This is a genomic window from Clostridium moutaii (assembly GCF_041205085.1).
Taxonomy (GTDB): Bacteria; Bacillota; Clostridia; order Clostridiales; family Clostridiaceae; genus Clostridium_B; species Clostridium_B moutaii.
The window spans coordinates 508,647-535,128 of the sequence record NZ_JBGEWD010000001.1 but is presented as its reverse complement, the minus strand read 5'-3'; the positions used below and the strand labels follow the sequence as shown (position 1 = coordinate 535,128).

The window sequence follows — 26,482 nt, the reverse complement described above, 5'->3', positions numbered from 1 at the left end:
ATCTATGGAAAATGCAGTTTTGGATAATAACACAGTTTTAGATAAAAATAAATATATGATAGAAGCTTCCCATCTAACTAAAAGTTTTAATGGTTTAACGGTTTTTAAAGATCTTAGCATAAAAGTTAAAAAGGGTGAGGTTTTAGTGGTAATAGGGGCTTCTGGCTCAGGAAAGAGCACTCTTTTAAGATGTTTAAATCATCTGGAAGAATTGGATAATGGAACTGTAGTTATAGAAGGAGACGAATTAAATCCTAAGGATAAGAAAATGTTGAGAAAAATAACTACAAAGATGGGAATGGTCTTTCAAAGTTTTAATCTGTTTCCACATATGACAGCTATTGAAAATGTTATGGAGGCACCACTGGTAGTTAAAAAAGAAAAAAGATCTCAGGTAAGGGATAAAGCTAAAAAACTTTTAAATAAAGTTGGATTGAAAGACAAAGAAGACTTTTATCCTTCAAAACTTTCAGGAGGACAGCAGCAGAGAGTGGCTATTGCAAGAGCTCTTGCAATGAATCCTGATATAATGCTCTTTGATGAACCTACATCCGCATTAGATCCGGAGCTTGTAGGAGAGGTTTTAAATGTAATGAAGGATTTGGCAAAGGATGGAATGACCATGATAGTTGTAACTCATGAGATGGGTTTTGCAAAAGAAGTGGCTGACAGGGTTATATTTATGGATGGAGGGAAAATAGTAGAACAGGGTACTCCGGAAGAATTATTTTCTCATCCAAAGGAAATGAGAACTAAGGTATTTTTAGATAAAGTTATAAAGTAAATTATAATAAAAATTTAATATATAATGGGGGTCAAGTTCATGAAAGACAAAGTAGTATTGGCATATTCAGGAGGATTAGATACATCGATTATTATTCCTTGGTTAAAAGAAAATTATGATTTGGAAGTTATTGCAGCTTGTATAAATGTAGGACAAGATGATGATATGGAAGCGGTGAGAAAAAAGGCCATTAAAACAGGAGCTTCCAAAGTATACATTGATGATTTGAAAGAAGAATTTGTAAAAGATTATCTTTTTAAGGCAGTAAAAGCCAATATAGTGTATGAAGATGCATATTTACTTGGGACATCTCTTGCAAGACCTCTTATGGCAAAAAGACTTGTGGAAATAGCACATAAAGAAGGGGCCAAATATATATCTCATGGTTGTACTGGTAAAGGAAATGATCAGGTACGTTTTGAAGTGGGAGTGGCAAGTTTTGATCCAACAATAAAGATAATAGCACCTTGGAGAATATGGGATATAAAATCAAGAGAAGATGCTATAGATTATGCAAATTCCAAAGGAGTAGAAGTAGCTGCAACTAAAGAAAAAATATATTCAAATGACAAAAACATATGGCATGTGAGTCATGAGGGTGGAGATCTGGAAGATCCAAGGAATGAGCATAAAACAAGTATGTATTTTATGACTGATACACCTGAAAAAGCAAAAGATGAAGACACATATATAGAACTTTATTTTGAAAAGGGAGAGCCTAAAAAATTAAATGGTAAAGAAGTAGCTCCTGTTGAAATGATGGAGCAGCTTAATAAAATAGGTGGAGAAAACGGAATAGGAATAGTGGATATGGTAGAGAACAGGTTAGTTGGAATGAAATCCAGAGGAGTATATGAAACTCCCGGTGGAACTATACTGTATGCTGCCCACACTGCTCTTGAAAGGTTGACCATAGATAAAGATACTTTCCATTATAAACAATTAGTATCACAAAAATATGGAGAACTTGTATATGATGGACTTTGGTTTGGAAGCTTGAGAAAGGCATTGGATATTTTTGTTGAAGCTACTCAGGAAAATGTAACTGGAACAGTAAAATTAAAATTATACAAGGGAAATATAATGGCAACATCAATAGATGCCAAGTATCCTCTATTTAATGAAAGTATATCTTCTTTTGGAGCCAGTGATTTTTATGATCAAAAGGATGCAGATGGATTTATCAAGTTATTCAGCCTTCCATATAAAATTAAGGCTGTAGTAGATAAAGAGAAGGAAAATTAATTATGAAGCTTTGGGGTGGAAGATTCAAAAAATCCGAAAGTAAGATTATGGAGGATTTTAATAGTTCTCTCGGCTTTGATAATCGTCTTTATAAAGAAGATATAGAAGGAAGCATGGCCCATGTGAGAATGCTTGCCAAATGCAAGATCTTATCCCAGGAAGAGGGGAAAGATATATTAGAAGGATTAAAATCCATATTAGAGGATATAGAAAATGGAAACCTGAAAGTAGAAGGTGACTATGAAGATATACACAGCTTTGTGGAGATAAACTTGTTAAATAGAATAGGACAGGTAGCAAAAAAATTGCATACTGCCAGAAGCAGAAATGATCAGGTGGCAGTGGATCTTAGATTATATGTTAAAAGGGAAGCACTGGAAGTTGTTCAGAGTATAGAAATACTTCAAAATACCATAAAAGATCTAGGTGAACTAAACAATGTGATAATGCCTGGATATACTCATCTTCAGAGGGCTCAGGTAATAACTTTTAAACATTACATAATGGCGTATTATTCTATGCTTTCAAGAGATAAGACCAGAATTTTAAACGCTGTTGAAATTATGGATGAAAGTCCTCTCGGATGTTGCGCACTGGCGGGAACAACTTATAATATAGATAGATATTTTACTGCTAAAGAGCTGGGATTTAGAAAGCCAGTAGATAACTTTTTAGACGGGGTAAGTGATAGAGATTATGTTATAGAAATGCTATCAGATTTTTCCATAATAATTATGCATTTAAGCCGTCTTAGTGAAGAACTTATATTGTGGAGCAGTAAAGAGTTTGATTTTGTGCAAATAGATGATGAATTTTCCACAGGAAGCAGCATAATGCCTCAAAAAAAGAATCCCGACGCTGCCGAACTCATAAGAGGCAAAACTGGGAGAGTATACGGCTCACTGATGTCATTGCTTACCACTATGAAGGGCATTCCTCTTGCCTATAATAAGGATATGCAGGAAGATAAAGAACAGTTTTTTAACTCCTTAGATACTATATTAAGCTGTTTGAAAGTGATGAATGGTATACTCTCCACATTAAAAATCAAAAAAGACAATACTTTTAATGCTGTTAAAAAAGGTTTTTTAAATGCTACAGAAGCAGCAGATTATTTGGTAGGTAAAGGTATGGCCTTTAGGGATGCTCATAAAGTCATTGGTGAAATTGTACTGTATTGTGAGGATAAGAATAAATCCATTGAAGATCTTCCACTAGATGAACTGAAAAATTTTAGCACTTTATTTGCGGAAGATATATATGAATTTATAGATTATAAAAATACATTAAACAGAGGAATTAAAAAAAATCTTAAGTAGTATTAAGTAAGATGCATTTAAAGTGGAAAGTTGATTTAAAGAGCTTTCCACTTTTTGGTATCTAAACTTCTTTTGTGTCTCTATTCTCCGTTTCTTTTCCAAAAAACGTAAGAGCATATAATCCTCCTAAGCCTACTAGTGCATACAGTATTCTCGTAAAGGAAGACATCGTACCAAATAGTGATGCTATAAGATCATATCTAAAAAATCCAATTAAACCCCAATTAAGAGCACCTACTACAACCAATATTAATGAAATAATATCTAATGTCCTCATATTCACATCTCCTTTCTATTTTATATAGAATATTATTTGCAAATTTTATAAAATTTATAAGGTAAAATAAAAAGAAGATGAAAAATTAATTTTCGTTACTTAATATGTCTATATTTACACTTCTATCTACAGGTTGGAATAGGGATATTATGGTATCAGTCCTCTGTATTCCGTCAACAGATTGAATTTTGTTCATAAGTAGATTCTGCAAATCTGTTATATTTTTGCATATTACTTTTATAAAAATAGAATAAACTCCAGTAGTGTAGTGAATTTCCACAATTTCTTTTATACTCTCCAATTGCTCAAGCGTACTCTTAAATGACTTGGCCTTATCTAAATAAATGCCAATAAAACCACATACATCATAACCAATTTTGGAATTATCTATTAAAAGTTTAGTACCTTTTATTATATTCATGTCCTGCATTTTCTTCATTCTAACGTGTATAGTCCCGCCACTTACATGGCATTTTCTAGCCACTTCTAGATAAGGAGTTCTAGAATCCTTTAAAAGGATATCAATAATTTGAAGGTCTAAATCATCCAAACCGGAAACTTTTAAGCTCAATTGAATTCCTCCTTTGCAATTTATTTGCTTCTCATATAATCTTAAATTATTATATTTTTTTGATTTTCACTTCCCCTACATAATATTATACCAGAAATTTTTATTAAATTAATAATTTAAAACGTTATCATTGCTTAATAATTTATAAATTATTAAGCAATAACATATCTAAATATAAAATTAATAAACAAATACAAATTTTATTATTAATATTGCAATATATATAAAAAAGTATTATTATATTGTTAATGAAAAACAGAAAATAGTAAATGAGTATTAAATTTATATAAATTATTTGAAGGAGGTCATATATGTATGAAAACATATGTATTGAAAGATGAGAGAAAAAAGGAATTAGAGGTTTTAGATAAAGCATTAGAGAAAATAGGAAGAAAAGAGTTGCCTTATATACTTCGTGTACAGCAAGCTATATTGAAGGCAGTGGATGAATATATGTATAAAAAAGAAATAACCAGAATAATGCCGCTTATGATAGCACCTATTACGGATACTTTAAATCATGATGTGGAAGAATGTGAGGTAAAATATGAAGGGCAAAAATTTGATATAACGAAATCAATGATATTTCATAAACAAATAATGTTGTCAAGCCCTTATCTTGATAAAATATATATAGTGTCTCCAAACGTGAGACTTGAGCAACAAGAAGAGGGAGACAAGAGGCATTTGTTTGAATTCACACAGGTTGACCTTGAATTCAAAAATGCAGATATGGATGACATATTTGAATTTGAAGAAGGGCTTATGAAATATGTGTTTGACTATGTAAAAAAGGAATGTGTAGATGAGTTTAAAGCTTTAGGTATTGGGACTTCGCACCTTGATATAAGTATACCATTTAAAAGATATACTACTCAGGAACTTAAAGCAAAATATGGGGATGATTTTGAAGAAAGGGCTTCAGCAGAAGCAACTCAACCTTTCTGGCTTATTAACCATAAAAGAGAATTTTATGATGCTGAAGATTTGGAAAAACCAGGCACATATAGAAACTATGATTTGATATGGCCAAGAGGATATATAGAAGGTCTAAGTGGAGGAGAAAGAGAGTACAAGTATGACAGAATACTAACTAGAATGAGAGAGCTTGATGTAGATGAAGGTGCTTTTAGAAATTATATTCAACTTGCAAAGGATGGAAAAATTCCCAAGACTGCAGGAGCTGGTTTTGGAGTTGAGAGAATGACAAGATTTGTATGCCAGCAAAAAGAAATTGATGATGTTACTGTATTTACAAGAAAACCAGGACAAACTTATTTATTTTAATAACCGGAGTTGTTGACAAACATGTATTGTCAACAGCTTTTTTATTATTTTATATATTAAAAGGTATTGATATAAATTGTAAAGTATATGATAATATAAAAGACAGATAAATTTAAGGGAGGGTAATAAAATGCCTTTGTGGTTAAGTGTAATATTACAGATACTGTTTATTGCAGTAATATTTTTAGTAGTATATAATTTCCTGAAATCTCACGTGCTATATAAATTTCATCCTAATAAATGGTTGATTCTCATATTATCTATAGCATCTTTTATTTTACCATCAGCTGTAGCTGCTTATTTTAAATATAATTTGAATGGAACCGTATGGCAGTATGTATCTTCTGCTGCATTTTTGATTTTATTTTTATGGTTTATAGATTTGAAAAGCGGGGCTATATACAATATGGGAAAAAAAGTTGAGAAAAATATAAAAATAAGACCTAAGGCCAAACCAAGCAGGGCAAACCATAAAAAAAGCAATAACAAGAGAAATAAAAAGTAATTTTACATATAAGTTTAATAGGCCATATAAAAAAATCATCATTGCATATGATGATTTTTTTATATGCAATCTGTAGTGTTCTGAACATTTAAAATATTTCTATGAAATCGTTGACAAATTGTAGATGCATATATATAATAAAATTAACATATAAATAACTAGTATATACAAGTACTTATCTATTAAAAACATAGAATGGAGGTTTTTAAATGATTATCATTGGAGAAAAGATTAATGGAACAATTCCAAGTGTGAAAAAAGCTATAGAAAATAAAGATGAAGAGTTTATTAGAAATCGTGCAGTTCAGCAGGCGGAAGCAGGGGCAGATTATATTGACGTATGTGCAAGTACTTCTCCCGAAGTTGAACTTGAAACGTTGAAGTGGCTTATAGATATTGTTCAGGGAGCTACGGACAAACCTCTATCCATAGATAGTCCTAATCCAAGAACCATTGAAGCTGCTTTTAAATATGCAAAAAGGTCGGGATTAATAAATTCTGTATCAAAAGAAGGTGACAAATGTAATATTATATATCCTATAATCAAGGGTACAGATTGGCAGGTAATTGCGCTTACCTGTGACAATAATGGTATTCCATCCGATGTGAAAACAAAGATTAACATAGCTAGGGATTTAGTGGAAGAAGCACAAAAATATGATATAAAACCTGACAGAATACACATAGATCCGCTTGTAATGGCACTTCCTACAGAAAGTACTTCCCTGTTGGATTTTATTGAAGCGATGAAATCCATAAAGTCCATGTATCCTACTATTAAAATTACCTCAGGTTTAAGTAATATTTCTTTTGGTATGCCCCTTAGAAAATTTGTAAATCAAAATTTTTTAACTCTTGCAACTTTTATGGGCATGGATTCTGCTATTATGGATCCCTGCAATAGGGGAATAATGACTGCACTTCTTGCAACTGAAGCATTGATGGGAAAAGATAAGTACTGCAGAAAGTTTTCTAATGCGTATAGAAAAAATAAAATTGGACCTTTAAAAGAAAAGTAAGTTTCGGCAAGTATTCATCAGGTACTTTAATAAAATTTAATTATAAATAATTTATTAGGAGGGAAAGGTTATGGATTATAAATTGTTAACACAAGCAGTAGGGGATTTGGACGAAGACAAGGTATTTGAAACACTTAAAGAATTTGTGGGTTCAAATCCAAGCGAGGAAGAAGCACAAAAAGTGGTGAATGCATGTCAGGATGGCATGGGGATAGTAGGAGACTTGTTTGACAAAAATGAATATTTTGTAGGAGATCTTATTTTTGCAGGAGAACTTCTTACCAATGCCATTGACNCAGGATGGCATGGGGATAGTAGGAGACTTGTTTGACAAAAATGAATATTTTGTAGGAGATCTTATTTTTGCAGGAGAACTTCTTACCAATGCCATTGACATATTAAAGCCTGTTATAGGATCCGGAAGCTCCAAGAAAGTAGGAACTATTGTCTTAGGTACAGTACAGGGAGACCTGCATGATATAGGTAAAAATATATTCAAGAGCATGGCAGAAGCGGCAGGCTTTGAAGTATACGATATAGGCATAGATCAGCCCGCATCAGCCTTTATAGATAAAATAAAGGAAGTTAAACCACAGGTTGTGGGAATGAGCGGAGTACTCACTCTTGCAATCGATTCCATGAAAAATATAATTGATGAATTTGAAAAAGCAAGTATAAAGGACAAGGTGAAGATAATAATTGGCGGAAATCCTGTTACAAAAGAAGCTTGCCAACATGTACGAGCAGATGCTTTTACAACAAATGCTGCAGAAGGTGTAAAAATTTGTCAAGGGTGGGTGAGCTAATATGACAGACATAAAAACTTTGGCACAGGAGAGGACTCAATTATTTAGGGATCTATTTGATAGAAAGGTTCCCAAAAGAGTACCAATCAATGTAAATTTTCCTCTTGAATTTTGCATACAGTATGCAGGTAAGGATTTAGCAGAAGCACAATGGGACACTTCTATGCTTGAAGGAATATTTGAAAAAGTATGTGAAAATTTTATTTCCGATGTACTTCCTGCACAGGCCATTAGGTTTCCCTCATATTATAGAATTTTAGGGGCTAGAAATTTTGTAATGAGTTCCAGTGGCTTTTTACAGCATCCAGAGATCAACGGATTGGAAGCTGAAGAGTATGATGAATTTATTAAATCACCATATAATTGTATTATGGAAAAGATATTGCCTAGAATTTATACTGAACTGAACACCAATCCAATTCAAAGTTCCCTTGTAATGGCAAAGGCTTTTAAAGCATTTTATGATGAATTTACAAATGCGGAGGTACTTTATGGAAAGCTGATTCAAAAATATGGTTATTCTTCTATAGGATATTTTACTGGATTTGTCGAAGCACCTTTTGATTTCCTGTCTGATCAATTGAGAGGATTCAAAGGTATAACAGGTGATATAAGAAGACGTGCCGACAAAGTAGCAGCAGCTTGTGAAGCTGTAACTCCAATAATGGTAAAGGGGGGAATACCTGCATCTCCTTCAAAATATGGTGGTACTTTTATTCCATTACACATGGCACCATATATTCGTGATAAGGACTTTGAAAAGTTATACTGGCCGAGTTTTAAAAAGGAAATTGAACAGTTGGCAGCAGCTGGCCAGCCATCATTGCTGTTTGTTGAAAATGATTGGACACGTTATGTGGATTATCTGTATGAATTGCCTGAAAATACTAGAATGTGGTTTGAATATGGAGATCCTAAGCTTATGAAAGAAAAGTTAGGGAAAAAACATATTCTTACAGGCTTTTATCCGATTTCCATATTGAAAACAGGAACAAAGGAACAGTGTATAGATAAAGCCAAGGAACTTATAGACATTCTTGCACCAGGTGGAAAATATATGTTTGGTTTTGATAAGGCTATTATAACTACAGATAGCGTTAAAATTGAAAATCTACAAGCGGTATTAGAATATGTAGCTGAGAATACTGATTATTAGGAGGGATTTGCTATGGAAACAGAATATTATAAGACATGGGAAGAATATAAAACAGAACATCCTGAAATTGATGAAAAGCTTGGGGAAAAAATGGCTCCTAAAATGCAGCAGTATGAAGAAATGATGTTTATGTTTATTATCAATTTATTGATGTAGAAAAAGTTATTTTTATCAGGATTATAATTTTCTTATTGAATATTAAGTTTAAGCTAAATTTATTTCATCTAATGGATACACTTATAGCACTGAATTTAAAATTCAACAGGAGTGTATCCATTTAGCACTTTTCTTTTCACTTATTGAATCTTTATTTAGTATAACCAGTGATAGATTCCCGTTTGTTTTCGGTATAATATGCTTTGTTGCATTTGTTGTAATATATGCTATTTTTGTTTCCAAATCAAAAGCAGTGGAGGATTTAAAGGAAGCATGAGGTATCTGTCTTTTAAATTAGCTGAATATTTTAAATAATTTTATAATAATTCATTGGAAGGGAGAAAATATAATGAATACTAACATTAACAAGACAAAGGCTATAATTTCCATAATGGCTGTAGCATTCTTGATGATGGGTGTTGGGGCAACTTCTCCGGCACTTGCAAGTATTGGAGGTGCTTTTCCCGATATAACTTCTACACTGATTATGTTAATTGCCACACTTCCGCCATTAGTTTTGGTTCCGTTTTCAATTTTAACCGGTAGATTAGCCGGGAGTAAGGCAAAATATAAGACACTTGCAGTTATAGGTATAATTTTTTTTGTAATAGGCGGTACAGTACCATATTTTCTAAGTAATTTTATAGTTATTTTGTTTATGAGAGCTTTATTGGGAGTTGGACTGGGATTTATTACACCTTTAAGTGGAGCTCTTATTATGAATCTTTTTAGTGGCCATGAGAGAGAAAACCTGATGGGAATTTCAAATGTCATTGCTAGTGTAGGAGGAATAGTATTTCAAATAGTAGGTGGGCTGCTTTGTGCCATTAATTGGAGAGATACATTTCTCATTTATCTCATAGGTATTGCGGTTTTAATTATAGTTGTATTGATGTTACCAGAACCTTCAATATCACAGGAAAAAGAATCAGGTAATACTCCAGAAAAAGTAAAGATGAATATCATAGTTTATATGTGGGCTATATTTTATCTTATATTCATACTTCTAACTTATCCAATGTTAACGGGAATATCTGGGCTGATACTTAAAAATAATTATGGCACTGCAGCAACCGCGGGAGTCACGCTTACAATGTGGACGGTTGGAAGCATGATTGGAGGTGCAATTTTTGGAAAAATAGTTCAGAAAATTAAGAGGTATGTAATTACTTTGTCGCTGGTTTTTTGTGCAATAGGATACGTATTTATAATAATAGGAATAGGCGGCGGTTTAATGTTCTTTAATATAGGTACAACTGTATTTGGAGTTGGTGCCGGACTTATAGCTCCTGGGGTTATGTATTATGCAGGTCTTGCAGTGCGTCCTGAAGGAAGAGCAATGGTTATGGGATTGGTAATGGCGTTTATGAATTTAGGTGGTTTTTTATCAGCGTTTTTCTTTTCACTTGTGGAGTCTTTGTTTCATATAACAGCCGATAGATTCCCTTTTGTTTTTGGATCGATATGTTTTGTCATCTTTGCAGTGATATATGGAATTTTTGTTATAAGCCAATCTAAGAAAAAAAAATATGCTAATGTGTAAAAAATATAAATTAAAAATAAATTTGTAAAGGATAGGTGAGTAATACATGACAGATGTTAAAAAATTACAGGAGGAAAGAATTAATTTATTTCATGATATATGTGATAATAAGATACCTAAAAGAGTGCCGATGAATATTTCTATTCCATTTGAACCCGCAGCACAATTTGGAAGAATTGACCTGGTAGAAGCCCAATGGAAAGCATCCATAGCTGAAAAGGCTATAGATAAGCTTTGTCAAACCCTGTATTCTGATGTGTGCCCATGTTGTGGAAGCATGAGATACCCATCTTTCTATCAGGAACTTGAATCCCAGTCATTTGTAATGGGATCAAATGGATTCATACAGCATCCAGAAGTAACAGGAATGCTTCCTGAAGATTATGATTATCTTATTGAAAAGCCCTATGACTGCCTTCTTGAAAGGGTAATACCAAGGCAGCATAAGGCTCTCCAGGCAGAACCTATGAATATGACCATAAGTTTTGCCAAAAGTTTGATGGAATATAACGGCGATTTTACGGAATTAGGAAGTATCCTTGGAGAAATGAATGAAAAATACGGATACTATCCAGGTGCACCTTTTGGTGGAGGTGGTTTTACTGAAGCCCCATTTGATTTCCTGGCAGATCAGCTCAGAGGTTTCAAAGGCATAAGTGGGGATATAAGGAGAAGACCTGAAAAAGTTGCAGAAGCATGTGAGGCCCTTTATCCAATAGTGCTGAAAAAGGGTATGCCTGTACAGATATCAAACTATGGATCAGTTGGGATGCCTCTTCATATGCCTACATTCATGCGTGAAAAGGATTTCGCAAAACTATGGTGGCCGAGTTTTAAAAGGATGCTTGACGAATATGCATCAATGGGAATCCACTGCTCTATATTCTGTGAAGATGACTGGAGCAGGTATCTTGATTATCTGTATGAACTGCCTACAGATACAATCATGATGTTTGAATATGGTGATATCAAAAAAATCAAAGAAAAACTTGGGAAGAAACACATTATAACAGGGTTGTATCCGATGTCGATGCTTTTAACTCATACGAAAGAAGAATGTATAGATAAAGCCAAAGAGATGATAGATATATTAGCTCCTGGTGGAAAATATATGTTTGGAGTAGATAAGCAGCCACTATCACTTAAGGATGTCAACATGGAAAATTTCTGTGCAGTTACAGAATATGTTCGTGACCATGCATATTACAGCAATGCAGGAGAAACAGCAGGAATGCAATTTGATAAAAACGACTATAAAGCAATGCCTTCTAGAAAACTTGAGAGCAAGTATTATAGTACATGGCAACAATACAAAGAAAAACATCCTCAAGTGTCTGAGCTTGGACGAGCAAAACTTCAAGGATTTGAGGAGATGATATTTCAGTACCTAATGTATTTGTTAGTCTGATAAAATTGTATAAAAAATGTAGACATGGGAGATTATTTAACAACCAATAGCGATCATAAAGGGTTATTAGTCAAAGTTATAATAAAAAAGTTATAATAAAAGTGAAAGGATAGGAAGATATAATGGATAATAATATTAACAAGACAAAGGCTATAATTGCTATAATGGCTACAGGACTGTTAATAATGGGGATAGGGGCAACCTCTCCTGCACTTGCAAGTATTGCACAGGCTTTTCCAAATGTGAGCCCTACGTTGATTATGCTAATTGCTACACTTCCTCCCTTGGTTTTGGTTCCATTTTCACTTTTAACAGGCAAATTGGCTGGAAGTAAGTTAAAATACAAAACACTTGCAGTTATAGGTATAATTTTATTTGTAATAGGCGGTTTTTTATCGGTATTTTTCTTTTCACTGATAGAATCTTTATTTAGTATTGCCAGTGACAGATTTCCGTTTGTTTTTGGTATGATATGTTATGCTTCATTTGCTGTAATATATGCTATTATTACTGTATTAAAACCAAAAGAAAACGATGTCAGTTCTTCAATGAGTTCTGTAGAAAAGGATTGAATTGCTTTAATTCATAAAATAAATTTATCTATTGGGGGGATTAGATTATATGAGTGAGTGTATAAAAGAATTATACAAAACGGTATATCAGGGTTGTTAAAAAAGCTGGGAGACAGGATGTGCATACAGGGGGGGTTCCCTACTTTGACGCTTTATATTGGAACTAAAGAACAGTGCATTAATCACGCTAAAATGCTAATTGATGAAATAGCTGTTGATGGAGGATATATATTTGGCACAGATAAATCAATGATAAGTCCGGCTGATGGTAAAGCTGAAAATCTCAAGAAAGTAAATGATTTTGTGAATAAATATGAAAGTTATTAAAGGAGGTAAAATATGGCCAATAAAGAAATATTGCAAAAAATTGCCAAAGAATATATGGGGGCAAAAACAACTGAAGAAATTGAAGCAGCTGTAAAATTGCTAATCCATATGTTATAGAGTTAATATATTATATATGTATAATTTTAGGAGGGAAAGGTTATGGATTATAAATTGTTAACACAAGCAGTGGGAGATCTGGATGAAGACAAGGTATTTGAAGTACTCAAGGAATTTGTGGGGTCAAATCCCAGCGAGGAAGAGGCGCAAAAAGTGGTAAACGCATGTCAGGATGGCATGGGAATAGTAGGAGACTTGTTTGACAAAAATGAATACTTTGTAGGAGATCTTATTTTTGCAGGAGAACTTCTCACAAATGCCATTGATATATTAAAGCCTGTTATAGGATCCGGAAGCTCCAAGAAAGTAGGAACTATTGTCTTAGGTACAGTACAGGGAGACCTGCATGATATAGGGAAGAATATATTCAAGAGCATGGCAGAGGCGGCAGGGTTTGAAGTATATGATATAGGAATAGATCAGCCCGCATCATCCTTTATAGATAAAATAAATGAAGTTAAGCCACAGGTTGTGGGAATGAGTGGAGTACTCACTCTTGCCATCGATTCCATGAAAAATATAATTGATGAATTTGAAAAGGCAAATATAAAGGACAAGGTAAAGATAATAATTGGCGGAAATCCTGTTACAAAAGAAGCTTGTGAACATGTAAGAGCAGATGCCTTTACAACAAATGCTGCAGAGGGCGTAAAAATTTGTCAAGGGTGGGTGAACTAATATGGAAGATGTAAGGAAAATACAAGAGGAAAGAACTTCTTTATTTCATGACGTATATGATGATAAAATACCAAAGAGAGTACCTGTTAATATTTCCCTGCCATTTGAGCCAACAGCACAACTTGGCAAAATTGACCTGGTAGAAGCTCAATGGAAACCCACTATAGTTGAAGAAACAATAGATAAACTCTGTCAGACCTTATATTCTGATGTATGTCCGTGTGGTGGGTCACTTAGATATCCTTCATTCTATCAGGCACTTGAATCACAATCCTTTGTAATGGGATCAAATGGATTCATACAGCATCCAGAAGTAACAGGAATGCTTCCTGAGGATTATGATTATCTTATCGAAAAGCCCTATGACTGTCTGATTGAAAGGGTAATACCAAGGCAGTACAAGGCACTCCAGGCAGAACCTATGAACATGGCCATAAGTTTTGCCAAGAGTCTGATGGGATATAACGGCGATTTTATGGAATTGGGCATGGTTATTGATAAGATGAATAGAAAATATGGATATTATGCAGGTGGACTAATGTCAGGCGGGTTCACTGAAGCTCCATTTGATTTTCTTGCAGACCAGCTCAGAAGTTTCAAAGGTATAAGTGTAGATATAAGGAGAACTCCTGAAAAGGTAGCAGAAGCATGCGAAGCACTTTATCCAATAGTGCTTAAAAAAGGTATGCCAACACAGATATCAAATTATGGTTCAGTATTTCTACCTCTTCATATGCCCACATTCATGCGTGAAAAGGATTTTGCAAAACTGTGGTGGCCGAGCTTTAAAAGATTACTTGATGAATATGCTTCAATGGGAATACATTGTAATATATTCTGTGAAGATGACTGGACCAGGTATCTTGATTATCTGTATGAACTACCTACGGATACAACCATGATGTTTGAATATGGTGACATTAAAAAGATCAAAGAAAAACTCGGGAAGAAACACATCATAACAGGGTTGTATCCAATGTTAACACTTTTAACTCATACCAAGGAAGAATGTGTAGACAAGGCCAAGGAAGTAATAGATATACTAGCTCCTGGTGGAAAATATATTTTTGGAATGGATAAACAACCACTATCACTTAGTGATGTCAATATGGAAAATTTCTGTGCTGTTACAGAATATGTTCATGATCATGCAGCTTATAGCGATGCTGGGGAAACAGCAGGAATGCAATTTAACAAAAATGACTATAAAGTTCTTCCTTCAAGAAAACTTGAAAGCAAGTATTATAGGACCTGGGAACAGTATAGGGAAAAGCACCCTAAGGTATCTGAGTTTGGAAAGGCAAAACTTCAGGGATTTGAAGAAGCAATATTCCAGTATTTGATTTATCTATTATTGTAGATATAGAAATAAAACAGTATTTGAAAAATTATACTATATCTAATTTAAAGAGATACACTTCCGGACTTTGAGTTAGAACTCAAAAAAAGAAGTGTATCTGCTTTAAAAATTGCCTGAAAATTCATTAATATTCACATAATTTCTTCATATAATATCTGACTAGTATTGACAAAAACATTTTGCAATTCTAATATTATAATTAGAATAGATATGTTTAATTTTGATGTAAGGCTATTGTTTAAAGGGCAATTAAATAGGTTGCTTTTAATTATATTAAGTGTCAATGGAGGAAAAGATGGATAACCTCACGGAATTGAAAAAGTTGATTGTAAAACATGTAGAACAATTGGATGAAGAAGCAGTAATAAAGCTTGCTGCTGAAGCTTTGAACAAGGGAATGGATCCGGTAGCCCTATTGGAAACTGTCAATATAGGCATGGAGAAGGTTGGAAAATTATACGAAGATAAAAATTATTATATAGCGGATTTAATACTTTCAGGACTTATTTTTAGAAGAATTTTAGAATTGGATAAAATGAAACAACACTTTCTCCAGAATAAAGATAAAGGTGTAGGAAAAGTAGTTCTGGGAACAGTAAAAGGTGACATTCATGATATTGGAAAAGATATTTTTAAAGGTATGCTGGAGGCCAATGGATTTGAAGTAATCGATTTAGGTGTAGATGTGCCAAAAGAGGAATTTGTGAGAGCTGTAAAGGAAAACAAACCCGATATTGTAGCCATGAGCGCCGCACTTACAAATACCATAGAGACTATGAGAGATGTAATAAGAGCTCTTGTGAAAGCAGGAATAAGAAACAGGGTTAAAATTATTGCAGGTGCCAATCACATGAATTCGGATATAAGCAAGTATATTGGGACAGATGATTTTTCCAATGATGCTTCTACTGGGACTAAAATATGTTTAAAATGGATGAGGGAAGAATAGTAAGGAGTAGCAAGATGATGAAGAGTCCAATATATGTTAAAATTGTTGAGGATATACGAAATAAAATTAGCAGCGGCGAACTAAATCCAGGTGATGATTTGCCTTCTGAAACAACTTTGTGTAATGAGTATGACACCAGTAGGATGACAGTAAGGAAGGGACTTTCCATTTTATCAAATGAGGGGTATATATATTCCATTCCTGGAAAAGGTTATTTTGTAAAAAAGCCAGATTATAATAAATATATTTTTGTTTATGATGAAATGAATAACCTAATTAATAATGTGGATAAGATAGAACTTTTATCTGTAGATATTATTTTCCCTGATGAGGAATTAGCCGGCAACCTTCAAATTAGCAAGAATAAAAAAGTTATAATGATTCGAAGGCTGTTTTACACTGAAGAAGAGCCTATGGCCTATGATATCAAGTACCTGCTATATCAGAGGGGGGTTCCTATTGTGGAAAACGAAATTGAAAATGCCACTTTCCCTGAAATGATATCCAACAGGACTTCTCTGTATGATTTAAATAAGGAACTTATCATATATGCAAAGGTTCCGGAAGAAAGAACGAAAAAATTGCTTCATATATATGATGAAATTGCCCTGTTTGTAGTAGAACAAAAATTATATGATATTGAAGATAGGCCTATTGGACTTGGGATAACCTATTTTCGTGGAGATTATATTAAATTACATGGAGTTAGCAAATAATATTGAAAATACAGGTAAAAGGGGGATGAAAGTTAAAAATGAATACTTTGATTGTAGCTTGTCGTACTATTGAAGATGAATTAAAAAAAATAGTGAATGAAATCAAATGTAATTATCCCGTATTGTGGATAGAGTCTGGTCTTCACCTGCAGCCTGATTCTTTAAAGGAGTGTTTGCAACATGAATTAAACCATATATCAAATGTAGATCAAGTTATTTTGGCTTTTGGGTATTGCGGAAATTCTATAATTGGGCTTAAACCTCCAACTTACCGTATGGTGTTTCCACGGGTGGATGATTGCATTACTTTGCTTTTAGGATCTTGCAAAAGACGTAATGAATTGGCTGGCGGCAGTGGAACTTATTTTTTAACTAAAGGATGGCTGGAATCTGAAAGAAATATATGGGTTGAATATCAGGATGCGGTAAAACGTTATGGAAAGAAAAAAGCGGAAAAAATTTATAGTATAATTTTTAAACATTATAAGAGATTGGGAGTTATAGAAACTGGAGCATATGATCTTGAAAGTTACTTAGAAAAAACAAAAAAAATAGCAGAAGAATTGAAATTACAATATGAAGTATTGCCTGGAACACTTGAATATATTAAAAAGCTTTTGACAGGTCCCTGGAATGACAAGGAGTTTATAATTATAAATCCAGGTGAAACGGTTACAATGGAACGTATTTATGATACAGATGAGCAGCCTTTAAATAATGAGCAGTGCATAATCAATAATAAAATATAAACAGTTGACAGTGTATTTGCTGTCAACTGCTTGTTATGAGTAAGTAATTCACACCAAATCAAAGATTCAGGTTCTAATATGAGAAACTCCTCCGCCCTTTGGTCAGCGGAGTAAGCGATTCACGTCAAATCAAAGATTTAGGTTCTCTGCTTAGCTGCAGCCTGTAGTGGAACCACAGTCAAGGCAAACCATGCAGGTGCCGTTTCTCACCATTCTAGTGCTGGAACAATTAGGACAGGTTGAACCATATATTCTTTCTCCATCTATTTTTTTTGATCTGATTTCAGTAGTATTAATTTTTTGAGAATTTAATTCAGTGGAAGAATTACCTAAAATCAAACTGTCTTTGTCATAATTTTCAGGTTTAACTTGACATTTGGAGAAATCTCCAAGTTCTATATCTATTATCTTACTTACAAGATCTGATATAGAGGATACGTATTTTATATAAGGGTGTTTTTGAACAAATCCATAGGGCTCATATTTCTGGCCTCGCAGCATCCTGGATATATCCTGTGCTGGAACGTGATACTGGAGCATTACGGATATTGCCTTAGACAGAGAATTCAAAAGTCCCATTATTATAGTTCCTTCTCTATCTGTAGTTATATATATTTCAGATATTTCTCCGCTGGAGGATCTGTTCACTGTGGTATATATTTTCACATCATCTATTTGCGCAGGATGGGTTGTTCCCATGCGGATTCCCACAGGTTTATCCCTTTTGGAATATTTTACCCCCTTTTGCAGATCTCTGGCCTTGTTTAAAAGTTGATTATAGGTTAAGTCTTCCAGCCTTATGTTGTCCGAGGCAGATAAACTTGTATTTAAAGGCTGGGCCGCTTTAGAAGAATCCCTGTATAGAGCAATACCTTTAATTCCAAGTTTCCAGGAGGATAAGATTACATCTTTAAAGTCCTGTATGGAAGCATTTTTGGGCAAATTTACAGTTTTAGACACTGAGCCTGATATAAGGGGGGTTATGGAGGCTACCATTTTTACGTGTCCCATAGGATCAATATACCTTTCACCGCTGCCGCATTTATTTGAAGTGTCAAATATATCAAGATGTTCATCTTTTAAGTGAGGAGCGCCTTCTATTTTGCCATCAAGTATTTTTTCGTAAGTAAAATCATTTTCAGTTACAGTTTCTTTTTCAAGTACATAAGATAATATATCTTCTATTTGTTCAGTGGTGTAACCAAGCTTTTTTAAAGCTATAGTTATCACCGGATTTATAATTGTCATAAATCCGCCGCCAGATAATTTTTTATAGACGATATGACTAAAAAATGGTTCTATTGAAGTAGCACCACAGTCCATGGCAAAAGATATAGTGCCAGTAGGTGCTATAACTGTAACTTGAGCATTTCTATAGCCAAATTTGGCACCGCTTTTAAGTGCATCTATCCAGCAGCTCTTCAATTTATCTCCTATATAGGATAGATTCTGTATTTTCAGAAGTTCATGATCTACTTTTAAAGGGGTATAATTTAATCCTTCAAATTCATTTGAAAAGCTGGAGCCTATGGTTTTTGAAAATGATTCCATATCTACAGAAGCTGCTCTAGCATGATTTCTAAGCACTTTCATCATATAAGGCTTATTTATTTGAAACTTTTCAAAAGATCCTACCTCTTTTGCCATAAGAGAGGATACATAGTAGGACTGACCCGTGAGTATTCCCACCAGTGAAGCTGCCAGCGTTCTGGCTTCATTTGAGTCATAAGGATAGCCCATAACCATAAATAATGATGCTATATTGGATATACCAAGTCCTGTGGTTCTAAAAAGATGAGTTTTTCTTGCTATGTCTTCAGTAGGAAACTGTCCCCAATGTATAGAGGATTCAAGAATTAACTGAACCAGGCTAATTATATGCAAATATCCTTTTATATCAAAAATATCTTTATCTGTATCATAAAATTTATATATATTTATAGAAGCAAGATTACAGGAAGTATTATCTAAAAAAGCGTACTCACCGCAGGGGTTTGTAGAATTAATACTGTTATAAGAAGCATTTACTTTTCCGTCTTCTCCAGCAGGGCATGTGTGCCAGGCATTAAAAGTATCACTAAATTGAGGGGCAGGATCTGCACATTTCCAGGCAGATGTATTAAAGATATCCCAAATTTTTTTTACTTTTTCTGTTTTTGCCACTTTGGAGTCAACTCTCCCTGTAAGATTAATGGTCTCATCGGGATTTGCCTTTAACCTGTCTACTTTACCCATAAAGCCGTTGGAAAATCTTACTGAATTATTGCTGTTTTGACCCGAAACAGTTTCGTAAGCCTCACCATCAATATCCATATCGTATCCCATTTTGCCAAGAGCCCTTACCTTATCCTCTTCTTTTGATTTCCAGCTTATGAAATCCATGATTTCAGGATGATTTACATCCAGACACACCATTTTGGCAGCTCTTCTTGTAGTGCCCCCGGATTTAATGGCACCTGCATTTCTGTCCAATGCTTTTAAAAAACTCATAAGTCCTGAGGATGAGCCGCCTCCAGATAATTTTTCACCTTTTGCTCTTATGGTGGAAAAATTAGTACCGGTTCCGGATCCACCTTTAAATAACTTTGTTTCTGTTACAAATTGATCGGATATGGAATGGCGGCCTAAAAGTTTATCTTCAATAGATAATATAAAACAGGCAGAGGCCTGAGTCCTGGTATAACTATCCTCACATTCCATTACTTTATTAAGGGTATCATCAAAATAGTAATTTCCCTGTTTTACACCTTTTATGCCATAGGATAATTTAAGACCTGTATTGAACCATTGAGGAGAATTAGGAGCATACATTTGATTTAAAAGTCCATACACACATTCATCATAAAAAATAGAACTTTCTTCTTCTGTTTTTATCAATCCTTCATCTTTTAAAGATTCACGCCAAAAATTTACCATTCTGTGGGCTACTGATTTCATACTGTTTTCATAGCCGAGCTTTCCTGGAACACCAGCTTTTCTAAAGTATTTAGAGGCTATTATGTCACAGGCATTTTGAGAATATTGCTCTGGAAATTCTAGATCTTTCATATCTACCAGAACTTTATGGGTTTTATGATCTTTTAAAAACACATCTGTTTTTTTCCATTTAAATAAATCATATACTGTTTTATTATTGTTTTTTTCAAGGGATTTTGTATAATATCTTTTGAACAAGTCCTTTATACTATCCAATTATAATTTACCTCCTTGTATAAGTTATTGTATCGAAATTATATATTTTGTATGTATATTCAAAGAGCAAATACTATATGTAGTACTTATTTAAATAAATAAGTACTACATATAGTGCTTATTTATTATATTATATATTTCATAAAAGTTCAATTTATATATATGGCATATTTCACCCTGATTTTTAAATAGAATGCTTTTTATAAGTTTATTTATACTTTATGATAGATAAACTTATAAAATACTTCCTCATTCAACTCCAAGTAGTTTATAATTAGTGTTAAAATATAAATAAATATCAATACGAAGGAGATTAAGTCATATGATAAGAAAATTTCAAAATTACATGCCGGAAATAGATAAAGATTGTTTTATAGCAGATAATGCAGAAATTATAGGAAAAGTAAAAATTCATGAAAAAGCCAGTATATGGTTTGGAGCCGTACTCAGGGGTGATGTGAATTATATATATGTGGGAAAAGGAAGTAATGTACAGGATAATTGTACCCTTCACACCAGCGGAGGAATGAATCCCGTAGAAATAGGAGAATATGTCACTGTGGGACATAATGCAATAATACATGGAGGTAAAGTCGGAAAGTATTCTTTAATTGGTATGGGATCCATAATTTTAGATAATGCCGAAATTGGGGAATTGACCATTATAGGAGCTGGGAGCCTTGTAACTAAGAATAAAAAGATACCATCTGGAGTGATGTGTATGGGATCACCGGCAAAGGTTGTGAGAGAGCTTACGGAAGAGGAAAAAAATTTTCTAAGGAATTCAGCAGAGGGGTATATTAAAAAGGCTGAAAACTACAAGTAGTGTGCTATTAAAGGATAGAGTCCACAGATAATATTTAATCACTTATTTTATAAGTTAAGTATAAAATATAGTGTTAATAATATTTGGAGATTGAATATGCCCAATTTTAAATTAGGTTCCAAAAATAATCAGGTGATGCAGATACAAGCTACTTTAGAAAAGGCAGGATACAATCCGGGACCCATAGATGGAATGTATGGCATACAAACTGAAGGTGCAGTTAAAGACTTTCAGAGAAACAATGGTCTGCTGCCAGATGGAATAATAGGACCGGATACTTATAGGATACTTAGAAGTTTCATGCTGGGGTATGATAATTACATCATTAGAACGGGAGATACATTATACAGCATAAGTAAAAAATATGGGACTCAAGTTTATAAAATAATAACAGCTAATCCGCTGATAGAACCTTTGGGTCTGATTCCAGGAAGCACAATTAAAGTACCCTATAGCATGGATGTAGTGAATACAAATATAAATTATACTTACAATGTACTGGAAACGGATTTGATGGGACTGGAAGCCAGATATCCATTTATGACTGTAGGAAGTGCCGGACAAAGTGTACTTGGAAGACAGTTATATTATGTGAGGCTTGGAGTAGGGGACAATCAGGTATCCTATAATGGTTCCCATCATGCTTTAGAGTGGATAACAACTCCACTTTTGATGAAATTTATAGAAAATTTTGCAAGAGCCTATTCTGAAGGTAGAAATATAAGAGGATACAATATAGGGGATATATGGAGCAGGAGCAGCATATATATAGTACCTATGGTAAACCCTGATGGAGTAGAGCTTGTTTTGAATGGATTAACCAGTGACAATCCTTTTTACAGGGATCTTATAAGATGGAATAGTGGTAGTACTGATTTCTCTAAAGATTGGGAAGCAAATAACAGAGGGGTTGATATTAATCATAATTATAATGCAAACTGGCAGCTTTCAAAGGAGGCAGAACCTTCTTATGGTGTGTATGGTCCGGGACCTACCAGATATTCAGGACCTTATGTTGAATCAGAACCGGAAACCAGGACAATGGTAAGATTTACAAATAGCCATAATTTTAGACTGGTATTGGCTTATCATAGTCAGGGACGGGTTATTTATTGGCAGTATAATGCATTGACTCCTCCAGAATCAAGGAGAATAGCGGAAATGTTTTCCAGTGTAAGCGGGTATACTATGGAGGAGACTACTGGTATAACATCTTATTCAGGATACAAGGACTGGTTTATAGAATATCATGGGAAACCCGGATTTACTATAGAAGTAGGCAGGGGAACTAATCCTCTTCCTATAAGTCAATTTGATGAAATATATAATGAAAATGAAGAACTCCTTCTGCTGGCCTCAGTCATATAACAATTTATTTAAGTTAGAAAGTAAAAATGAAAGGTTAAGAGTTATGGATAATTTTTGATGTTATATAGTTTTAATGGAAGAAATCATCTAAAACTCTTGACCCTAAACTTTATTTATATATATCCACTAGAAGACCACTTATATCATCTATGGTAGCGGCCACATCCAAGTTTTTCTTCTGATCGTTCATAAGCATCTCAGTAAGATCCTCCAGCTTTTTATCTATAGTGTCCACTGTTATAAAATATTGTGTCTGCCAGAAACTTATATCTTTTTTCACATTGTACATGTATTTTAAAACCGATTCCAGATATTCTTTTATCATCTTTTTATAAAGTTTAACATCTGTGTAACATTTGGTTACAGATAATCTATTCCCTTTCTTTTTAATATTATCAAACATATTTTTAAGTTGATCTTCTGATTTTTTTTCCATTTGAGAGTTAAAACTCTGGGAAAAATCTTTTTTTACTTTTATATTTTTATTACTTGAAGAATGAGGAGAGGTTCCACCAATTCTAGAAATTTCCATAATATACCTCCGAATTTTTATTTAAAATATCGATGATTAAATATTATATATTATATTCATTATATATAATATTTTAATAAAAACATAGTGAATTGTATTAAAATTTGTATTAAAAATAAATAAAAGGTACTGAGTTTAATAATATAATACAGTTAATAATACCACATTATATAAAACAAGTGATTATATATTGAGCTTTTTCATCCTATATAGTATAATTTTATCATAAGCAATAACCATATATGTAATATATATCTAATAAAGTGATTCTTGGCAATGGCATTTATAGGATAAATTATAAAATATTGCGAAAATTGTTATGCAACAGTGATAATAAATTATTTAATATGTATAAGATTATAGTATTTTCAAAAAATAAAACATAGGTAGGTGATTTTATGTGGTTTGAAAAAAGCAGCCAGGAGATAATAAAAGAGTTTAATACAGATGTTGTAAATGGGTTAAGTTCTGAAGAAGCTTTAATCAGAAGGGAGAAATATGGACCAAATAAATTAGCTGAAAAAAAGGAGCAGTCAATTTTAAAACTCCTATTTGAACAGATAAATGACGTATTGATATATATATTATTGGGAGCAGCTGTAATTTCCGCCTTACTTAAGGAAATAAGTGATGCGGTTATTATAGTGATTATAGTTGTATTAAATGCAATAATAGGGCTAATTCAGGAATCAAAGGCTGAAAAGGCATTGGAAGCTTTAAAAAAGCTTTCTTTCCCGAAAGCACTGGTTAAAAGGAATGGACAAATTATGGAAATATCTTCTGAGGATGTAGTAGTAGGAGATATAGTAATTTTGGAAGCAGGTAAATATATACCCTGTGATTTAAGATTAATTGAGACTGCAAATTTAAAAATAGAGGAATCAGCTCTGACTGGGGAGTCCGTACCGTCACAAAAATATGCGGAGAATATACTGAAAAGTGAAAACATAGCTCTTGGAGATCAACGAAATATGGCATTCATGTCTACCATGGTTACCTATGGAAGGGGCGTAGGTGTTGCCGTAGCTGTTGGCATGGATACTGAAATAGGGAAAATAGCCAAAATGCTTGAGGAAAATAAAAAAAATTCAACACCTCTTCAGATAAAGCTGGCACAGCTTGGTAAGATGTTGGGATTTGTAGTTCTTATAATATGTCTTCTTATGTTTGTTGTTGCAGTAATTCAAAAAAGAGATTTATTTGAAATGTTTTTAACAGCTATAAGTTTAGCTGTGGCTGCTATTCCAGAAGGTCTTCCGGCCATGGTCACTATAGTGCTTGCAGTGGGAGTCCAGAGAATGATAAAAAAGAATGCTATAATAAGGAAACTGCCTGCCATAGAGACATTGGGTTCCGTAAATATAATATGTTCTGACAAGACGGGAACTTTAACTCAAAATAAGATGACAGTTACAAGGTTTTATGCGGATGGTGTTTTAAATGACATCTCATATTTGGATATGAATAACAGGGTACATTCTGCCCTTGTAAAGGATATGGTTCTCTGCAGTGATGCCACCTATTCTGAAGATTCTCGAACTGGAGATCCAACAGAAATTGCACTACTCGAATTAGGAGTTAAATTTAATATATACAAAGATAATGAAAATGAATTACATTCCAGAGTTGATGAAATACCTTTTGATTCAGATAGAAAGCTTATGACCACTTTAAATAAATTTGGAGATAAATATAATATAATTACAAAAGGGGCTGTGGATAATTTAATTAAAATTTGTAAGTCCATATATGCAAATGGCAATATGGTTCCTTTTACAGAGGAATTAAAGTCAAAAGTTACTGCTGCATCTGATTCAATGTCAAATGATGCTCTTAGGGTACTGGGCACAGCTTTTAGAGTAGTGGATTCAACTGAAATTGAAATTGATTCCATGGAAAGTGATTTGACGTTTGTGGGTCTGGTGGGGATGATAGATCCACCAAGGGAAAATGTGGAGAAGTCCATAGAAGAGTGCAGAAAATCCGGTATAAGAACAGTTATGATTACCGGAGATCATAAAAATACAGCTTTTGCTATAGCAAAAGAGCTTGGTATAGCAGAAGATTCATCTCAAGTTGTGTCGGGATATGAATTCAATAAATTATCTGGAAGTGAAATAGAAGATAAAATTGATAATTTAAGAGTTTTTGCCAGAGTATCCCCTGAGCATAAGGTAAATATAGTAAGGGCATTGAAAAAAAGGGGAAATATAGTTTCTATGACTGGAGATGGTGTAAATGATGCACCTTCTCTAAAGGCTGCAGACATAGGTGTGGCTATGGGAATTACAGGAACTGATGTAGCTAAAGGTGCTTCAGATATGATATTGACCGATGACAATTTTTCAACCATTGTAGAAGCAGTAAAAGAGGGAAGAAATATATATAATAATATAAGAAAGTCCATAGTATTTCTCCTTTCCTGTAATATAGGAGAAATAATAGCTCTATTTATTGGCATAGTGCTTGGCTGGCCGGCAGTATTGAGACCAATTCATCTTCTGTGGGTAAATTTAATAACGGATAGTCTCCCGGCACTGGCACTTGGTGTGGAGCCTGATGATCCGGATATAATGAAAGAAAAGCCACGTGATGCAAAAAAAGGATTATTTTCAGGAAAAAGTGGAGTATTCTTAATAGGCAACGGTATTTTGATAGGAGTAATTACTCTGGCTGCTTTTTATATAGGAAATACGATATATCCAAATTCACTGATGCATGCACAGACTATGGCATTTGTAGTGCTCAGCGTATCTCAATTGTTTTATACTTTAAGTATCAGGCATAGTGAAAAGTCCATATTTGAAATTGGGATATTTACTAATAAATATTTAGTCGGAGCAATAGTCCTTGGGATAGTTATGGTAAATATGGTAATTATGATACCATTTCTGGCATCTGTATTTAAAGCATTTAGACTTACATTAAATGACTGGTTATTTGTATTCCTATTATCTATAATACCTTTCATTTTAAATGAGCTTGGAAAACTTATTTATAGAAAGCTGGAGAAAAAATAA

The 26,482-nt window shown here is 33.6% G+C and carries 24 protein-coding genes and 1 pseudogene; 21 read left to right on the top strand and 4 right to left on the bottom strand.

Features of this window, described 5'->3' with window-relative positions; translation table 11 throughout:
• The first annotated feature begins 4 nt into the window (after nucleotides 1-4).
• From AB8U03_RS02715 to argH, 3 genes are read left to right on the top strand one after another with little or no spacing between them, the layout of a single operon-like run.
• Entirely contained in the window at nucleotides 5-784 is a 780-nt protein-coding gene (locus AB8U03_RS02715; RefSeq protein ID WP_369702984.1) for an amino acid ABC transporter ATP-binding protein, read from the top strand.
• A gap of 39 nt (nucleotides 785-823) precedes the next feature.
• Nucleotides 824-2,029 (top strand): argininosuccinate synthase, encoded by a 1,206-nt coding sequence (locus tag AB8U03_RS02710; RefSeq protein ID WP_369702983.1) that lies wholly within the window; start codon nucleotides 824-826, stop codon nucleotides 2,027-2,029.
• A gap of 2 nt (nucleotides 2,030-2,031) precedes the next feature.
• Nucleotides 2,032-3,348 carry an argininosuccinate lyase gene (gene argH, locus AB8U03_RS02705; protein WP_369702982.1) on the top strand — a complete coding sequence of 439 codons (1,317 nt, stop codon included), beginning with the start codon at nucleotides 2,032-2,034 and terminating at the stop codon, nucleotides 3,346-3,348.
• A gap of 61 nt (nucleotides 3,349-3,409) precedes the next feature.
• On the opposite strand, the gene AB8U03_RS02700 is transcribed toward argH, so the two are convergent.
• Both AB8U03_RS02700 and AB8U03_RS02695 read right to left on the bottom strand, forming a co-directional pair.
• Nucleotides 3,410-3,625 carry a DUF378 domain-containing protein gene (locus AB8U03_RS02700; protein WP_369702981.1) on the bottom strand — a complete coding sequence of 72 codons (216 nt, stop codon included), beginning with the start codon at nucleotides 3,623-3,625 and terminating at the stop codon, nucleotides 3,410-3,412.
• A gap of 85 nt (nucleotides 3,626-3,710) precedes the next feature.
• On the bottom strand, nucleotides 3,711-4,196 hold the full coding sequence (locus AB8U03_RS02695; protein WP_369702980.1) for an Lrp/AsnC ligand binding domain-containing protein: 486 nt from the start codon (nucleotides 4,194-4,196) through the stop codon (nucleotides 3,711-3,713).
• A gap of 315 nt (nucleotides 4,197-4,511) precedes the next feature.
• Between AB8U03_RS02695 and AB8U03_RS02690 the strand changes: the two genes are divergently transcribed.
• From AB8U03_RS02690 to AB8U03_RS02620, 15 genes and pseudogenes are all read left to right on the top strand, one after another.
• Nucleotides 4,512-5,483 carry an asparagine synthetase A gene (locus AB8U03_RS02690; RefSeq protein ID WP_369702979.1) on the top strand — a complete coding sequence of 324 codons (972 nt, stop codon included), beginning with the start codon at nucleotides 4,512-4,514 and terminating at the stop codon, nucleotides 5,481-5,483.
• Nucleotides 5,484-5,613: 130 nt separating this feature from the next.
• Nucleotides 5,614-5,988, top strand: coding sequence for a hypothetical protein (locus AB8U03_RS02685; RefSeq protein WP_369702978.1), 375 nt, complete (start codon nucleotides 5,614-5,616; stop codon nucleotides 5,986-5,988).
• 209 nt (nucleotides 5,989-6,197) lie between these two features.
• A complete protein-coding gene (locus tag AB8U03_RS02680) occupies nucleotides 6,198-7,007 on the top strand; it encodes a methyltetrahydrofolate cobalamin methyltransferase (RefSeq protein ID WP_369702977.1) in 810 nt (269 codons plus the stop codon).
• 70 nt (nucleotides 7,008-7,077) lie between these two features.
• Nucleotides 7,078-7,813 (top strand): annotated as a pseudogene (locus AB8U03_RS02675) (cobalamin B12-binding domain-containing protein).
• A 1-nt stretch (nucleotide 7,814) separates the two neighbouring features.
• On the top strand, nucleotides 7,815-8,969 hold the full coding sequence (locus AB8U03_RS02670) for a uroporphyrinogen decarboxylase/cobalamine-independent methonine synthase family protein (protein WP_369702976.1): 1,155 nt from the start codon (nucleotides 7,815-7,817) through the stop codon (nucleotides 8,967-8,969).
• A 12-nt stretch (nucleotides 8,970-8,981) separates the two neighbouring features.
• Nucleotides 8,982-9,125 carry a hypothetical protein gene (locus AB8U03_RS02665; RefSeq protein WP_369702975.1) on the top strand — a complete coding sequence of 48 codons (144 nt, stop codon included), beginning with the start codon at nucleotides 8,982-8,984 and terminating at the stop codon, nucleotides 9,123-9,125.
• A gap of 349 nt (nucleotides 9,126-9,474) precedes the next feature.
• Nucleotides 9,475-10,668 carry an MFS transporter gene (locus AB8U03_RS02660; protein ID WP_369702974.1) on the top strand — a complete coding sequence of 398 codons (1,194 nt, stop codon included), beginning with the start codon at nucleotides 9,475-9,477 and terminating at the stop codon, nucleotides 10,666-10,668.
• Between the two features lie 46 nt (nucleotides 10,669-10,714).
• Complete coding sequence (locus tag AB8U03_RS02655) at nucleotides 10,715-12,076, top strand: uroporphyrinogen decarboxylase family protein (RefSeq protein WP_369702973.1); 1,362 nt, start codon at nucleotides 10,715-10,717, stop codon at nucleotides 12,074-12,076.
• Nucleotides 12,077-12,198: 122 nt separating this feature from the next.
• Nucleotides 12,199-12,648, top strand: a complete 450-nt coding sequence (locus tag AB8U03_RS02650) for an MFS transporter (RefSeq protein ID WP_369702972.1) — start codon at nucleotides 12,199-12,201, stop codon at nucleotides 12,646-12,648.
• 144 nt (nucleotides 12,649-12,792) lie between these two features.
• Nucleotides 12,793-12,975 (top strand): hypothetical protein, encoded by a 183-nt coding sequence (locus AB8U03_RS02645; protein WP_407064932.1) that lies wholly within the window; start codon nucleotides 12,793-12,795, stop codon nucleotides 12,973-12,975.
• A 159-nt stretch (nucleotides 12,976-13,134) separates the two neighbouring features.
• A complete protein-coding gene (locus tag AB8U03_RS02640; RefSeq protein ID WP_369702970.1) occupies nucleotides 13,135-13,770 on the top strand; it encodes a cobalamin B12-binding domain-containing protein in 636 nt (211 codons plus the stop codon).
• A gap of 1 nt (nucleotide 13,771) precedes the next feature.
• Nucleotides 13,772-15,130 (top strand): uroporphyrinogen decarboxylase family protein, encoded by a 1,359-nt coding sequence (locus AB8U03_RS02635; protein ID WP_369702969.1) that lies wholly within the window; start codon nucleotides 13,772-13,774, stop codon nucleotides 15,128-15,130.
• A 295-nt stretch (nucleotides 15,131-15,425) separates the two neighbouring features.
• Nucleotides 15,426-16,079, top strand: coding sequence for a cobalamin B12-binding domain-containing protein (locus AB8U03_RS02630; protein ID WP_369702968.1), 654 nt, complete (start codon nucleotides 15,426-15,428; stop codon nucleotides 16,077-16,079).
• A gap of 17 nt (nucleotides 16,080-16,096) precedes the next feature.
• Complete coding sequence (locus AB8U03_RS02625) at nucleotides 16,097-16,795, top strand: GntR family transcriptional regulator (RefSeq protein WP_369703028.1); 699 nt, start codon at nucleotides 16,097-16,099, stop codon at nucleotides 16,793-16,795.
• 38 nt (nucleotides 16,796-16,833) lie between these two features.
• Nucleotides 16,834-17,544 (top strand): DUF1638 domain-containing protein, encoded by a 711-nt coding sequence (locus tag AB8U03_RS02620; RefSeq protein WP_369702967.1) that lies wholly within the window; start codon nucleotides 16,834-16,836, stop codon nucleotides 17,542-17,544.
• Nucleotides 17,545-17,694: 150 nt separating this feature from the next.
• Here the strand turns inward: AB8U03_RS02620 and AB8U03_RS02615 are convergent, their stop codons facing one another.
• Entirely contained in the window at nucleotides 17,695-20,736 is a 3,042-nt protein-coding gene (locus AB8U03_RS02615; RefSeq protein WP_369702966.1) for a vitamin B12-dependent ribonucleotide reductase, read from the bottom strand.
• A 322-nt stretch (nucleotides 20,737-21,058) separates the two neighbouring features.
• On the opposite strand from AB8U03_RS02615, the gene AB8U03_RS02610 reads away from it, so the two are divergent.
• Together AB8U03_RS02610 and AB8U03_RS02605 are read left to right on the top strand one after the other, a co-directional pair.
• A complete protein-coding gene (locus AB8U03_RS02610) occupies nucleotides 21,059-21,562 on the top strand; it encodes a gamma carbonic anhydrase family protein (protein WP_369702965.1) in 504 nt (167 codons plus the stop codon).
• Nucleotides 21,563-21,658: 96 nt separating this feature from the next.
• Nucleotides 21,659-22,930, top strand: coding sequence for a M14 family metallopeptidase (locus tag AB8U03_RS02605; RefSeq protein WP_369702964.1), 1,272 nt, complete (start codon nucleotides 21,659-21,661; stop codon nucleotides 22,928-22,930).
• Between the two features lie 109 nt (nucleotides 22,931-23,039).
• Here the strand turns inward: AB8U03_RS02605 and AB8U03_RS02600 are convergent, their stop codons facing one another.
• On the bottom strand, nucleotides 23,040-23,462 hold the full coding sequence (locus AB8U03_RS02600) for a YaaR family protein (RefSeq protein WP_369702963.1): 423 nt from the start codon (nucleotides 23,460-23,462) through the stop codon (nucleotides 23,040-23,042).
• Nucleotides 23,463-23,860: 398 nt separating this feature from the next.
• Between AB8U03_RS02600 and AB8U03_RS02595 the strand changes: the two genes are divergently transcribed.
• On the top strand, nucleotides 23,861-26,482 hold the full coding sequence (locus AB8U03_RS02595) for a calcium-translocating P-type ATPase, PMCA-type (protein ID WP_369702962.1): 2,622 nt from the start codon (nucleotides 23,861-23,863) through the stop codon (nucleotides 26,480-26,482).